General features: G+C 69.3%; 14 protein-coding genes and 1 tRNA gene. 13 read left to right on the plus strand and 2 right to left on the minus strand.

The genetic code is table 11. The annotated features are described in order from the left end of the window. Positions 1 to 21: 21 nt before the first annotated feature. The 11 genes from ybgC (at position 22) to PQS31_RS04825 (ending at position 7,935) form a co-directional block, all read left to right on the plus strand. Complete coding sequence (gene ybgC, locus PQS31_RS04775) at positions 22 to 471, plus strand: tol-pal system-associated acyl-CoA thioesterase (RefSeq protein ID WP_272762110.1); 450 nt, start codon at positions 22 to 24, stop codon at positions 469 to 471. Positions 472 to 477: 6 nt separating this feature from the next. Then, positions 478 to 1,275, plus strand: coding sequence for a protein TolQ (gene tolQ, locus PQS31_RS04780; protein ID WP_272761535.1), 798 nt, complete (start codon positions 478 to 480; stop codon positions 1,273 to 1,275). Positions 1,276 to 1,329: 54 nt separating this feature from the next. Further along, positions 1,330 to 1,767, plus strand: a complete 438-nt coding sequence (locus PQS31_RS04785) for a biopolymer transporter ExbD (protein ID WP_272761536.1) — start codon at positions 1,330 to 1,332, stop codon at positions 1,765 to 1,767. Next, positions 1,768 to 2,754 carry a cell envelope integrity protein TolA gene (locus PQS31_RS04790; RefSeq protein WP_272761537.1) on the plus strand — a complete coding sequence of 329 codons (987 nt, stop codon included), beginning with the start codon at positions 1,768 to 1,770 and terminating at the stop codon, positions 2,752 to 2,754. Positions 2,755 to 3,081: 327 nt separating this feature from the next. Further along, positions 3,082 to 4,404 (plus strand): Tol-Pal system beta propeller repeat protein TolB, encoded by a 1,323-nt coding sequence (gene tolB, locus PQS31_RS04795; RefSeq protein ID WP_272761538.1) that lies wholly within the window; start codon positions 3,082 to 3,084, stop codon positions 4,402 to 4,404. Between the two features lie 69 nt (positions 4,405 to 4,473). Beyond that, on the plus strand, positions 4,474 to 4,986 hold the full coding sequence (gene pal, locus PQS31_RS04800) for a peptidoglycan-associated lipoprotein Pal (RefSeq protein WP_272761539.1): 513 nt from the start codon (positions 4,474 to 4,476) through the stop codon (positions 4,984 to 4,986). An 8-nt stretch (positions 4,987 to 4,994) separates the two neighbouring features. Beyond that, positions 4,995 to 5,810, plus strand: coding sequence for a tol-pal system protein YbgF (gene ybgF / locus PQS31_RS04805; RefSeq protein ID WP_272762111.1), 816 nt, complete (start codon positions 4,995 to 4,997; stop codon positions 5,808 to 5,810). Between the two features lie 12 nt (positions 5,811 to 5,822). Continuing rightward, complete coding sequence (queE, locus tag PQS31_RS04810; protein WP_272761540.1) at positions 5,823 to 6,506, plus strand: 7-carboxy-7-deazaguanine synthase QueE; 684 nt, start codon at positions 5,823 to 5,825, stop codon at positions 6,504 to 6,506. A 112-nt stretch (positions 6,507 to 6,618) separates the two neighbouring features. Next, on the plus strand, positions 6,619 to 7,299 hold the full coding sequence (gene queC, locus PQS31_RS04815; protein ID WP_272761541.1) for a 7-cyano-7-deazaguanine synthase QueC: 681 nt from the start codon (positions 6,619 to 6,621) through the stop codon (positions 7,297 to 7,299). A gap of 128 nt (positions 7,300 to 7,427) precedes the next feature. After that, on the plus strand, positions 7,428 to 7,601 hold the full coding sequence (locus PQS31_RS04820; protein WP_272761542.1) for a hypothetical protein: 174 nt from the start codon (positions 7,428 to 7,430) through the stop codon (positions 7,599 to 7,601). Between the two features lie 258 nt (positions 7,602 to 7,859). Then, positions 7,860 to 7,935, plus strand: a tRNA-Lys gene (locus PQS31_RS04825). A 184-nt stretch (positions 7,936 to 8,119) separates the two neighbouring features. Here the strand turns inward: PQS31_RS04825 and PQS31_RS04830 are convergent. Both PQS31_RS04830 and recQ read right to left on the minus strand, forming a co-directional pair. Beyond that, positions 8,120 to 8,320, minus strand: coding sequence for a hypothetical protein (locus PQS31_RS04830; protein ID WP_272761543.1), 201 nt, complete (start codon positions 8,318 to 8,320; stop codon positions 8,120 to 8,122). 110 nt (positions 8,321 to 8,430) lie between these two features. Further along, positions 8,431 to 10,275: a DNA helicase RecQ gene (recQ, locus tag PQS31_RS04835; RefSeq protein ID WP_272761544.1), complete on the minus strand. Its 1,845-nt coding sequence runs from the start codon at positions 10,273 to 10,275 to the stop codon at positions 8,431 to 8,433. Positions 10,276 to 10,378: 103 nt separating this feature from the next. Here recQ and PQS31_RS04840 point away from each other — a divergent pair, with 103 nt between their 5' ends. Both PQS31_RS04840 and tkt read left to right on the plus strand, forming a co-directional pair. Continuing rightward, positions 10,379 to 11,707 carry a dicarboxylate/amino acid:cation symporter gene (locus PQS31_RS04840; protein ID WP_272761545.1) on the plus strand — a complete coding sequence of 443 codons (1,329 nt, stop codon included), beginning with the start codon at positions 10,379 to 10,381 and terminating at the stop codon, positions 11,705 to 11,707. Positions 11,708 to 11,787: 80 nt separating this feature from the next. Further along, positions 11,788 to 13,776: a transketolase gene (gene tkt, locus PQS31_RS04845; protein WP_272761546.1), complete on the plus strand. Its 1,989-nt coding sequence runs from the start codon at positions 11,788 to 11,790 to the stop codon at positions 13,774 to 13,776. The last annotated feature ends 182 nt before the right edge of the window (positions 13,777 to 13,958 follow it).

The raw sequence follows: 13,958 nt of genomic DNA on the forward strand, positions 1-13,958 counted from the left end.
GACATCCCCGACGAGGAGTGCCTGGTGAGCGCTTGCGAATCCCGACCCGGCAGTTTGCCGCTATTCAGTTGGCCGACACGCGTGTACTGGGAAGATACCGACGCTGGTGGCGTCGTCTATCACGCGCAGTACGTGGCGTTCATGGAGCGCGCACGCAGCGAGTGGTTACGTGCCCACGGACACGGTCAGGCCACGCTGCGCGATCTGCACGGTACGGTGTTCGCGGTGCGTGCGATGCGGATTGACTTCCGCGCGCCCGCCCGCCTGGACGACGCCCTGCAGGTCAGCGTGGTCCTGCGCCAGTGCCGACGCGCCAGCGCGGTGTTCGCGCAGGAGATCCGCCGCGGCGGCGACCTTCTGGTCGATGCCGAGGTCCGCGTGGCGGCATTGTCGGCAGCCGATTTCCGGCCGCAGGCGATTCCCGATGCGCTGTTTGCCCAACTCAAGTCACTCGAAACGTCAGCGGAGTAACCCTGGATGAGCCCAATGCCCGTGCTGTTGCAGTCTGCCGCCCAGGTGCAGGCCCTGCCGGAGGAATCCGCCGCGGCCGCCACCGAACTCGCGTCCACCGGCGGCGCGGCGGCGGCGGTGGCACCGCTTCCGACCGATCTGAGCATTCTCGATCTGATCCTGCACGCGTCGATTCCGGTGCAGATCGTGATGCTGCTGCTGCTGTTCGCGTCGATCTCGTCGTGGGTGATCATCTTCCGCAAGAAGCGCATGCTCGACCGCGCCGAAAAGGAAGCCGACCGGTTCGAGGAGCGGTTCTGGTCCGGCGCCGAGGTCGGCAAGCTCTATGCGTCGGCCACCGAGCGCAACCGTGAGATCGAAGGACTCGAGGCGATCTTCGAGGCCGGCTACCGCGAATACTCGCGCCAGCGTCAGCGCCGCGGCATCGACAGCCGCACCCAGCTCGAAGGCGCGCAGCGCGGCATGCGCGTGGCCGGCTCGCGCGAGCTCGACGGGCTCGAGCGCAATCTCGAATACCTCGCCAACGTCGGCTCGATCGCCCCGTACGTGGGCCTGCTCGGCACCGTGTGGGGCATCATGATCTCCTTCCACGGCCTGGCCAACGTCAAGGAAGCGACGATCGCCACCGTCGCGCCCGGCATCTCCGAGGCGCTGATCGCCACCGCGATGGGCCTGTTCGCGGCGATCCCCGCGGTCTGGGCCTACAACCGGTTCGCGACCAAGGTCGAGCGCATCGCGTCGCGCTACGAGGCCTTCTCCGACGAGTTCTCCTCGATTCTCGAGCGCCAGAGCGGCACCGACTGAAGCCCCGCGGCGCGCTGCCGCGCCGCCGGACCGTCCACGTACCCGGATTCCGCCATGTCGTCGATCTCCCTTCGCCGCTCCAAGCGGCGCAAGCTCAAGAACGAAATCAACGTCGTGCCCTATATCGACGTGATGCTGGTGCTGCTGATCATCTTCATGGTCACCACGCCGCTGATGAACCTGGGCACCGACATCAATCTGCCCGACTCGCGTGCGATGTCGCTCGGTTCGCCGCAGGACCCGGTCGTGGTCAGCGTCTATCCCGACGGGGCGCTGGCGCTGATGGTCGAGCAGCAGAACACCTCGGTCACCCGCGAGGACCTGGTGGCGCGCCTGCGCGGCATCCACACCCAGAACCCCGAGGCCACCATCCTCGTGCGCGGTGATGGCGCGGCCAGCTACCAGCTGATCATGAACGCCATCGACTCGATCAACGAGGCCGGCATCACCCGCGTCAGCCTGATCAGCCGCCCCGCGGAGGGCGCGAACTGAATGCGTGAGTCGCCGGCCGACAACACGATCGCGATCGGGCTCTCGCTCCTGGTCCATGTGCTGCTGTTCGGGCTGATCCTGCTCGGCGCGCTGTGGAATGCGTCCTCGCGTCCGGAATCGGCGGCGGGCTCTCCGGTCTCGGCCGACATCATCGATCCCAATGCGCTCAGTGCCGCGGACCGGCGCGCCCTGGCCACGCGGCCCGAGCCGCTACCCGATCCCGCACCCGAACCGACGCCGGAGCCGGTCGTCGAGCCTGCGCCGCGGCCGCTGCCCGAGCCGGTCGACGAGCCCGCGCCATCGCCGCCGCAGCCGCTGCCCGAGCCGCGTCCCGAAGATGCCGTCGCGCCGCGCCAGCCGCAGCTGCAGGAAGTGGTGCCCAGGCCCGACACCGAATCCCAGGCCGCCGTGCGCCGGGATGCGCTGGCCGCCGAGCAACGCGAGCGCGAGCAGGAAGAGAAGCGCCGTCAGGCCCAGGTGGAACTCGCCGAGCAGCAGAAGCAGCAGGAGGCCGAGGAAAAGCGCCGGCTCGCCCGTCAGGAACTGGAGCGGATCCGCGCCGAGCGCGAGCGCACCGAGCGCCAGGCCCGTCAGGCCGAGGAACGCCTGAAGCAGATCGCCGATCGCGAGGCCCGTCAGGCCTCGGAACGCGCCGCTGCGGCCGCCTCCAGCGCCAGCCCGCCGCCCGGGCGTCCCGACGGCGACAGCGGCCTGGCCGCGAAGTACGCCGCCGCCATCCAGGAGGCCGTGCGCCGCAACTGGCGTCGCCCGGACAACATTCCGCTGGGCCAGGTCTGCCGGATGTACATCACCCAGCTGCCGGGCGGCGAGGTCATCAGCGTCGAGTTCGACCCCTCGTGTCCGTACGACGCCCAGGGTCGCCGGTCGGTCGAGGCGGCGGTGCGTGCCGCCGAGCCCTTGCCCTATGCCGGCTTCGAGCCGGTGTTCAATCGCCGCCTCAATTTCAACTTCCGCGCCCAGGACTGAGGCCGCCCGCTGACACGCGGCGGGCAGCGTGATCAACCGGCCCGGTCGCGCCGATCAGGGCTTGACGAGAACACCGCCGGGCGCTGCGCGCGGTGCCTGCGGCGCGGCGATCGCTACGCGCCTTGCGGCGACGGGCGGCGCAGGAGGCATTCGCCGGATGGCACGTCGGATGGTCCGCGTCCGGAGTCGGGCCGCGCGACGGCGTGTCCGGCGCGTCACACCACCACGTTCACCCGGGTGCCGCGATGATTGCGCTCTGATTCATCCAGACCCCCGGCGCAGCGGCCAAGCTTCCCGGGTTCACTTTCTTCCCTTTCCGGTAGCCCGATGAAACCCATTCTGATCCGATGCCTGATGGCCCTGGTCGCGCTGAGCCTGCCCATGCTCGCCAGTGCGCAGCAGCAGGGCCTGGAGATCGACATCACCGGCGGCAGTGCCCAGGCGATGCCGATCGCGGTGGTGCCCATGCCCTACCAGGGCAGCGCGGGCGCGCCCGACACCGACGTGGCGGCCGTGATTCGCGCAGATCTCGACCGCTCCGGCCAGTTCCGTACGCTGCCCGAGCGCGACATCGTCGAGCGTCCCACGCGCGGAAGCGAGGTGCAGTACCCGACGTGGCGGGCGCTGCGCCAGGATTTCCTCGTCGTCGGCCGCGTGGTCGATGCCGGCGGCGGCAGCTACCGGGTCGAGTACGAACTGTTCGACGTCGCGAGGCAGGAGCGGATGCTCGGCCTGGCGATGACCGCACGGCCCAACGCGATGCGCGACGTGGCGCATCAGATGGCCGATGCGATCTACGAGAAGATCACCGGCGTGCGCGGCGCGTTCTGGACCCGCATCGCCTACATCACCCAGACCGGCGTCGGCCCGAGCGCGCGTTACGCGCTGGTGGTCGCCGATTCCGACGGCCACAACCCGCAGACCGTGGTGCGCTCCAACGAGCCGCTGATGTCGCCGGCCTGGAGCCCGGACGGGCGCCGGGTCGCCTACGTCAGCTTCGAGCGCGGCAATTCGGCGATCTACATCCAGGACATCGGCAGTGGCGGCCGCGAGCTGGTTTCGAGCTTCCGCGGCATCAACGGCGCCCCGGCGTTCTCGCCCGACGGCCGCCGACTGGCGCTGTCGCTGTCGCGCAGCGGCAATCCCGAGATCTACGTGATGGACCTCGGCAGCAAGGCACTCACCCAGCTCACCAACCACTTCGCCATCGACACCTCGCCCGCCTGGGCGCCGGACGGCGGCAGCGTATATTTCATCTCCGACCGCGGTGGTCGTCCGCAGGTCTATCAGGTGCCGAGCAGCGGCGGCAGCGCCACGCGCGTGACCTTCGAAGGCACCTACAATGCCGATCCCACCGTCTCGTTCGACGGCAAGAAAATCGCCGTGGCGCAGGGATCGGGCAACGTGTACCGTATCGCACTGCTGGATCGCAGTTTGGGGTCGCCCCGCTGGTCCACGCTGTCGCCCGGGTCGCTCGACGAATCGCCGAGTTTCGCCCCGAACGCCGGCATGGTCCTGTACGCGGCGCGTGAGGGGAGGCGAGGCGTGTTGTACTCGGTGTCTTCGGATGGCCGGGTGCGGCAGCGCCTCATTCTCGCCGAAGGTGACGTCCGCGAGCCGGCATGGGGCCCGTATCGGGAACAGCGCTGACGCTGCCTGCACGTGCCTATAACAATACTCATTGCCCCCTGTTGACAGACTAGACCAAGGACCGACGAGATGAAGACGACCACCCGTGTGATGCTGGCAGCGCTGCTGTGCACCGCCGCCGTCGCGTGTTCCAAGAAGGTGAGGGAAGAGGCGCCGGTGGATACCGGCCCGTCGACCGGCACCGTTGCCCCGACCGCCCCGACCGCGGGTGCCTACGGCCCCAACGATCTGGATAGCGATGCCTGCCTGCGCCAGCGCGTGGTCTACTTCGACCTGGACCAGGACACCCTGCGTCCGGAATTCCAGTCGATCATGGCCTGCCACGCCAAGTACCTGCGTGACCGCAGCTCGGCCCGCATCTCGCTGGAAGGCCACGCCGACGAGCGCGGCAGCCGTGAGTACAACCAGGGTCTGGGCGAGCGTCGTGGCAATGGCGTGTCCTCGGCACTGCAGGCCAACGGTGGTTCGGCCGGCCAGCTGGCCGTCGTGAGCTACGGCGAAGAGCGTCCGGTCTGCACCGAGTCGAACGAGGATTGCTGGGCTCGCAATCGTCGCGTCGAGATCATCTACACCGCTCGCTGATGCAGTCGATGCGTCACTGGCTGGTGATTCCAGTTGCGTTCGCGGCGGCCCTCGTGGCCGCCGCGCCCGCGTTCGCGCAGCGGGCCAGTCTCGCCGACCGCGTGACCGCGCTCGAAGCGCGCTCGAACGACACCAGCGCCAACATGGACCTGCTCAACCAGGTCACCCAGTTGCGGCAGGAAATCCTGGCCCTGCGTTCGCAGGTCGAGGATCTGCAGCAGCAGAACGAGCAACTCAAGTCCAGCAACCGCAGCCAGTACCTCGACATCGACGGGCGTCTGAATCGCTTGGAAGGTGGCGGCGGCACCGGGGGCGGCGGTGGCATGGAGTTGCCGGAAATCGGACGGAGTGCCGTCGAATCCGCACCCCGCCCAGCGCCGCCCACCGAGCGGCCGCCGACCGTGCACGGCACGCCCGGCCTGATTGCCGGCGTTGCCGACGAGCGCGCCGCCTATGACCAGGCGTTCGACGCCCTGCGCAACGGCAACTACGCCGAATCCGCCCGGCGCTTCCAGGCGTTTCTCGATCGGCATCCGCAGGGCAGCTACGCGCCGAACGCGCTGTACTGGCTAGGCGAAAGCTATTACGTCACCCAGAATTACCCGCTGGCGGAAGAACAGTTCCGCGCGCTGCTGCAGCGCTATCCCACCAGCGACAAGGCGCCCGGCGCACTGCTGAAGATCGGCCTGTCGCAGTACGGACAGCGCGACCTCGACGCCGCCGAGGCGACGCTGACGCGGGTGGGCGCGCAGTATCCGGGCACCGATGCGGCCCGCACTGCCGCCGACCGGCTGCGCGCCATCCAGCTGTCGCGGCTGCGCTGACGCCGCCTCCCCATGACCGCCGTCGTGTCCGATGCGGTCGCCGCATCCGCCGCGACCGACCGTCTCAAGCTCACCGAAATCTTCCTTTCGCTGCAGGGCGAAGCGCGCGATGCCGGCTGGCCGACGGTCTTCGTGCGGCTGACCGGATGTCCGCTGCGCTGCACCTACTGCGACACCGCCTACGCGTTCCACGGTGGCGCGTGGTGGTCGATGGACGACATCCTGGCCGAGGTTGCCAAGCACGGTGTGCGCCACGTCTGTGTCACCGGCGGTGAGCCGCTCGCGCAGAAGCGCTGTGTCGGCCTGCTGCAGCGGTTGTGCGATGCGGGCTACCAGGTCTCGCTGGAAACCTCGGGTGCGATCGACATCGCCGCCGTCGACCTGCGCGTGAGTCGCGTGCTCGACATCAAGACCCCGGGCTCCAACGAGGCGCACCGCAACCTCTGGGACAACCTGGCGCTGCTGACCGCGCACGACCAGATCAAGCTCGTGATCTGTTCGCGTGCCGACTACGAGTGGGCGCGGGATCTGGTCCTGGACAAAGGACTGCACCGTATCTGCGATGTCCTGTTCTCGCCCAGCAAGGGTGAGATCGCCGCGCGTGATCTCGCCGACTGGATCGTGGCCGACCGCCTGCCCGTGAAGTTCCAGATGCAGCTGCACAAGCTGCTGTGGAACGACGAACCCGGGCGTTGAGCATCGGCATCTCCGTCCGGGGTCGGGTTCCGGGGTCGAACGCGCGGCATTCCGGTCTCTGATGCATCAGCGTTTCCACGAATCACGAATCACGAATCACGAATCCACGATCATGAAAAAAGCCGTCGTCCTGTTGTCCGGAGGCATGGACTCCGCTGCCGTCGTCGCGATGGCCCGCGAGCAGGGTTTCGCCGTGTATGCGCTGAGCGTGCGCTACGGCCAACGGCATACGTCCGAATTGCTGGCGGCCGAACGCGTCGCCGCGGCGCTCGGCGTGGCCGCGCACAAGACCGTGGATGTCGACCTGCGCGCGTTCGGCGGCTCCGCGCTGACCGACGACATCGAGGTGCCCGAGGCGGGCGGGGCCGGCATTCCGTCGACCTATGTGCCGGCCCGCAACACCATCATGCTGTCGCTCGCGCTCGGCTGGGCGGAGGTGCTGGGCGCGTCGGACATCTTCTGCGGGGTCAACGCCGTGGACTATTCCGGCTATCCGGATTGCCGGCCGGAGTTCATCGAGGCCTTCGAGCGCCTCGCCAATCTGGCGACCAAGGCCGGCGTCGAGGGCGCGGGTCTGCGCATCCACGCGCCGTTGCAGCACCTGGGCAAGGGCGACATCGTGCGCGAGGGCGTGCGCCTCGGCGTCGATTTCGGCCTCACCGTGTCCTGCTACCGGGCCGACGCCGAGGGACGGGCATGCGGGCATTGCGACGCCTGCCGGCTGCGCGCGGACGGCTTCGCCGCCGCGGGCGTGGCTGATCCCACGCGCTATGTCGCGACGCAGGGCGCCTGAGTCCGACACGCGCACGCACACGCGTCTGCGCGTGCCCGCCGTGCCCGGTCTGGCGTGACGGGCCAGCTCCCGACGACGCCGTCACGCGTGGCGACGTTAGGGTGAGGCCTCCCTTTGGACGATCCCTCATGGCCCTGACCGACGACCAGCTACGCATCCTGCGCGACATCGAGCGCACCACGCCGATCTCCGACACCGACACCGACTGGGCCGTGCATGCCGGCTATGCCGCCCTGGCCGAGGACGGCGATATCGATCTCACCCAGAGCGGGCGCGAGGCGCTGGCTGCCGACGACCGCTGACATCGCGTGCGGCGCGCGAACTGCCCCACCGGAGTGCGCGCTCGCGATGACGTCCCTGCGTGACCGGGCCGAGACGCAGGTACGCGCGGCCGGGCGCCGGCAGTCCGTGTGATCGGAGCGCGCGACGCGCGCGCCCGAAATCGATACAATGCCAACCCCTCGCGGTTCGCTCGTCGGGCCCGGGACGCGGCGCCCACGCCGCAGGCCTCCGCGATCGGTGCGTAACGCGCCGCCGCATGCACGGGGGCATCCAGTTTCGGGTCGTTAGCTCAGTCGGTAGAGCATCGGACTTTTAATCCGCTGGTCGATGGTTCGAATCCATCACGACCCACCATCCGCAGCAGTCAGGGCGAGTTCGCGGGCGCCGGTTCGTGCCGCCTTGGCTGCCGAGATCGGGCACAGTCGTCGGGGCACTCCGGTTGCGGCAGGACTGCGCACCCGGTTGTGAAACCGGCCAGGCGAGCCAGCTTTTCAACGCCACGGTTGGAGTGCATCCACGCCACACGCGCGTCGAATCCTCAGACGATTCGATACTCCAGCCCCGCCTCGTCGATGAAGACGTGCGCTTCGTGCGGGTGGCCGCGCAGGGTGCCGGGCAGTACGGCGTCGGGGGTTTCCAGTTCCCAGCGGTCGTTGCGGAAGAAGAGGGTGCCGACGACCGGGTCGCGGCGGGTGTCGCGCTCGCCATCGGGCCGGAAGATGGCATAGGTGTTCTGCATGGACGTGTCCTCTCGGGCGGTGGTCGCGGCCACGATAGGAGGCGGTGGCGTGTCGGCGACGTCATGACGGGACGCCGCCACGGACGCGGACTGCACGGCAGGCCCCCGGCTCAGTCGGCGTCGAGCACCGTTTCCAGCACCGCGTCGCCGTAGCGCTCGAGCTTGCCGGCGCCCACGCCGCCGATGCCGCCGAGCTGGCCGTGGCTGATCGGGCGCTGGCGGGCGATCTCGCGCAGCGTGGCGTCGTGGAAGATCACGTAGGCCGGCACATTCTGCTCGCGCGCCAGGCGGCCACGCAGTGCGCGCAGGGCCTCGAACAGCGGCCGGTCGGCCGGTGCGAGGTCGATGTCGGCGCCGGTTGCCGCGCGGGTGGTGCGCGCGCGCTCCTTGCTGTTCGTCGGCTTGCGCAGCATCACCTGCGTAGTGCCCTTGAGCACGCCGCGACTGGCTTCGGTCAGGCGCAGGCCGCCGTAGCCCTCGGCGTCGACGTCGAGCAGCCCCTGGGCGACGAGCTGGCGCAGCACGCTCTTCCACACGCGCGCATCGACATCCGTGCCGACACCGTAGGTGCTGAGCTGGTTGTGGCCGAACTGGCGGATACGCTCGCTGTCGCTGCCGCGCAGGATGTCGATGATGTGGGCGGCGCCGAAGCGCTGGCCGCTGCGGTAGACGCAGCTCAGCGCCTTCTGCGCGGGCACGGTGGCGTCCCAGGCGTCGGGCGGCTCGAGGCAGTTGTCGCAATTGCCGCAGGGCTGGCCCGCGCCCTTGGCGGCGTAGTCCTCGCCGAAGTTCGCCAGCAGCACCTGGCGCCGGCAGCGCATGGTTTCGCAATAGCCGACCAGCGCGTCGAGCTTGCGGTGCTCGAGCCGCTTGCGCTCGTCGCCCGATTCGCTCTGTTCGATCATCTGCCGCAGCAGCACCAGGTCGCCCAGGCCGTAGCACATCCACGCGTCGGCGGGCTCGCCGTCGCGGCCGGCGCGTCCGGTTTCCTGGTAGTAGCCCTCGATGGATTTCGGCAGGTCGGTGTGCGCGACGAAACGCACGTCCGGCTTGTCGATGCCCATGCCGAAGGCGATCGTCGCGACCACCACCACGCCCTCGCTGCGCAGGAAACGGCGCTGGTTGGCGGCGCGCAGATCGGCATCCATGCCGGCGTGATAGGGAATGGCGTCGATGCCCTGACCGGCCAGGTACTCGGCTGTCTCCTCGACCTTGCGCCGCGACAGGCAATAGACGATGCCGGCTTCGCCCCGGTGCCCCTGCACGAAGTCGAGCAGCTGGCGCTTGGCGTTCTCCTTCTGCACCACGGTGTAGCGGATGTTGGGCCGGTCGAAGGAGCTGACGAAGCGACGCGCATCCTCCAGCTGCAGGCGCTCTGCGATCTCGCGCTGGGTGGGCGGGTCGGCGGTGGCCGTGAGTGCGATGCGCGGCACCTCGGGCCAGCGCTCGTGCAGGATCGTCAGCTCGCGGTATTCGCGGCGGAAGTCGTGGCCCCACTGCGAGACGCAATGCGCCTCGTCGATGGCGAACAGGGCGAGCGGGGCGCGGTCGAGCAGCGACAGGAAGCGCGGCGTGAGCAGGCGCTCGGGTGCGACGTAGAGCAGGTCGAGTTCGCCGGCCAGCAGTTCGCGTTCCACCCGCTGCGCGGTCTCGCCGTCCAGCGTGGAATTGAGGAAGGCCGCGCGCACGCCGAGCTGCAGCAGCGCGTCCACCTGGTCCTGCATCAGCGCGATCAGCGGCGAGACCACGATGGCCACGCCGTCGCGCAGCAGCGCCGGCACCTGGTAGCACATCGACTTGCCGCCGCCCGTGGGCATGAGCACGAGCGCGTCGTGGCCGGCGGCCACATGGTCGACGATGGCGGCCTGTTCGCCGCGGAAGGCGGCATGGCCGAACACGCGCTGCAGGGTGGCGAGCGCGTCGCCGGACGTGCCGGCAGGGGAAAGCGAGGACATGCGCCAAGGATACCGGCTGGGGCCCGGCTCCGGCGCCGCATCGGGCCGTCAGGCGAGCCCCGGGGCTTTGCTAAGCTGCCGGCCTTCTGCACAGGACCTCCCGATGACACCGAATTCCGGCTCCGGCGGCATGGCGCTGCACACCAAGATGCTCATCGGGTTCGTCATCGGTACGGTCGCGGGTCTCGCGGCCAATTTCTACGGCGGCGACGCCGGCTGGCTGGATGGGCTGGTGACCTATGTCGCCGATCCCGTGGGCCAGCTGTTCCTGCGCCTGCTGTTCATGCTGGTGATTCCGCTGGTGTTCTCGGCGTTGATCCTAGGCGTGGTCGAGATCGGCGATCCGGGCTCGCTGGGCCGCATCGGCATCAAGACGCTGCTGTGGATCCTGGTGGTCACCACGATGGCGGTGACGATCGGCCTGATCGCGGTGAACCTGTTCCAGCCCGGGCGCGGCATCGATCCGGCGGTCGCGCAGACCCTGCTCGAGGCCTCGAGCGACCGCGCGGCCGAGATCGCCGGTGCGCGCGAGGGGGTCTCGGGCCTCCAGGTCCTGCTCAACATCGTGCCGCGCAATCCGGTGGACGCCGCCGCGCGCGGGGACCTGATCGCGGTGATGTTCTTCGCGCTGATGTTCGGCATCGCGGCCACCGTGCTGCGCACGCCGGGCACGCGCAACTTCGTCGCCGCGGTGCAGGGCATCTACGACATCTGCCTGAAGCTGATCGGCTGGGTGATCGCGCTGGCCCCGTACGCCGTGGCCGCGCTGCTGTTCTCGATCACCGCGCGCCTGGGCGTGGACGTGCTGGTGCAGCTGGCGCGGTTCGTCGGCACGGTGATCGCGGCGCTCGGCTTTCACTTCCTGGTGGTGATTCCGATCCTGCTGTGGGTGTTCGGGCGCATGAGCCCGCTGGCGTTCTTCCGCGGCGCGCAACCGGCCCTGCTCACGGCGTTCTCCACGTCGTCGTCCAGTGCCACGCTGCCGACCACGCTGAAGGTCACCGAGGAAAACCTCGGCGTGCCGCGCCGGGTGGCGCGCTTTGTCTGCACGCTCGGTGCCACCGCCAATATGAACGGCACGGCGCTGTTCGAGGGCATCACGGTGCTGTTTCTGGCGCAGTTCTTCGGCGTCGAACTGGGCATGGGCCAACAGATCCTGATCCTGCTGCTGTGCATCCTCGGCGGTGTGGGCGCGGCGGGCGTGCCGGGCGGCTCGCTGCCGGTGATCGCGATGATCCTGGCGATGTTCGGCATTCCGCCCGAAGGCATCGGCCTGATCCTCGGCGTGGACCGCCTGCTCGACATGTGCCGCACCGTGGTCAACATCGGCGGCGACATGGCCGGTTCGGTGGTGATCGGACGGTCGGAGCCGGCCGACGTGCCGGGAACCGAACTCGACGACCTCGCACCGTCGGAGCCGCGCACGCTCTAGGCGCAGCCGCCACCGGGCAGCGCGGTGGCAGGCGTGGGACAATGGCGGACTCCCGTCCGCTGCCGCCCGTCCACGAGCCCATGACCACGCCGACCCGCCGCGAACTCGCCAACGCCATCCGTTTCCTCGCCATCGACGCCGTCGATGCCGCCAAGTCCGGCCATCCCGGCATGCCGATGGGCATGGCCGACATTGCCGAAGTGCTGTGGAACGACCACCTCAGCCACAACCCGGCGAATCCGCAGTGGGTCAACCGCGACCGCTTCGTGCTGTCGAACGGCCACGGCTCGATGCTGCATTACGCGCTGCTGCACCTCTCGGGCTACGACCTCCCGCTGGAGGAGCTAAAGAACTTCCGCCAGCTGCACAGCAGGACCGCCGGTCACCCCGAGCGGCATGAAACCCCGGGCGTTGAGACCACGACCGGCCCGCTGGGTCAGGGCTTCGCCAACGCGGTCGGCTTCGCGCTCGCCGAGCGCCTGCTCGCGCAGCGCTTCAACCGTCCGGACTTCGCGATCGTCGACCACCGCACCTGGGTGTTCATGGGCGACGGCTGCCTGATGGAAGGCATTTCGCACGAGGCCGCGTCGCTGGCCGGCACGCTCGGCCTGGGCAAGCTGGTGGCGTTCTGGGACGACAACCGCATCTCGATCGACGGCAACACCGAAGGCTGGTTCACCGACGACACCCCGGCGCGCTTCGAGGCCTACGGCTGGCGCGTGGTGCGCGACGTCGACGGCCACGATGCCGACGCGGTCGCGCGCGCGATCGCCGATGCCACCGCGCAAGACGACAAGCCGGTGCTGGTGTGCTGCCGCACGACGATCGGCTTCGGTTCCCCCAACCGCGCCGGCAAGGAGTCCTCGCACGGCGCGCCGCTGGGCAAGGACGAATCCGATGCCACGCGCGCCGCGCTCGGCTGGGCGCACGGGCCGTTCGAGGTGCCGCAGGCGCTGCGCGACGGCTGGCATGCGGTCGAGGCGGGTCAGGCGCGCGAGGCCGAGTGGAACCGGCTGTTCGAGGCCTACACGGCGGCGTATCCGGAGCTGGCCGCCGAGTTCCTGCGTCGCTCGAAGGGCGAGCTGCCGGCCGGCTTCGAGGCCGAGGCGGATGCGTTCATCGCCAAGCTGCAGGAAGACGGCCCGACCATCGCCTCGCGCAAGGCCTCGCAGATGTCGATCGAAGCCTTCGCGCCGCTGCTGCCGGAAGTCGTCGGCGGCTCGGCCGACCTCGCGCATTCCAACCTCACCCTGTGGAAGGGCAGCACGTCCGCGGCCAGCACCGATGCCAACGCGAACTACGTGTATTACGGCGTGCGCGAGTTCGGAATGAGCGCGATCGCCAACGGCCTCGCGCTGCACGGCGGCTTCATTCCCTTCGACGCGACCTTCCTGGTGTTCAGCGATTACGCCCGCAATGCGGTGCGCATGAGCGCGCTGATCCCGGCGCACGCGATCCACGTCTACACCCACGACTCCATCGGCCTCGGCGAAGACGGCCCGACCCACCAGCCGGTCGAGCACCTGGCGTCCTTGCGCTACATCCCGAACAACGACGTGTGGCGCCCCTGCGATGCGGTGGAGTCGGCGGTGGCGTGGAAGTCGGCGATCACGCGCAAGGACGGCCCGAGCTGCCTGGTGTTCTCGCGCCAGAACCTGACCCACCAGCCGCGCGACGCGGCGCAGGTCGCCGACATCGCGCGCGGCGGCTACGTGCTGAAGGATTCGGTCGGCACGCCGGAGATCATCCTGATCGCGACCGGGTCCGAGGTCGGCCTGGCGACGCAGGCGGCCGAGCAGCTGGGCGACGGCGTGCGCGTGGTGTCGATGCCCTCGACCGACGTCTTCGACCGCCAGGACGCCGCATACCGCGAATCGGTACTGCCCGACGCGGTGCGCAAGCGCGTGGCGATCGAAGCCGGCGTCACCGGCTTCTGGCGCGCCTATGTGGGGCTGGACGGCGCCGTCATCGGCATCGACAGCTTCGGCGCCTCGGCGCCGGCCGACAAGCTGTACGCGCATTTCGGCATCACGGTCGCGGCGATCGTCGAAGCGGCAAAGGCGCTCTGACCGGCGCGTTCGGCTGGTTCGAGGCGTGAACGAAAAAGCCCGCGACAGCGGGCTTTTTCGTGGGCGGACCAACATTAACTCGAACCCGTGTCGTCCCCTTCAACGGGACGCCCCGGGCGGGTCGCGTGCAGGAGCGCCCTTGCGCGCAAAGAAGAGCATCTGCAGGAATGCCCATCGCGCGC

It is taken from the genome of Luteimonas sp. BLCC-B24 (assembly GCF_028550595.1).
Classification (GTDB): Bacteria; Pseudomonadota; Gammaproteobacteria; order Xanthomonadales; family Xanthomonadaceae; genus Luteimonas.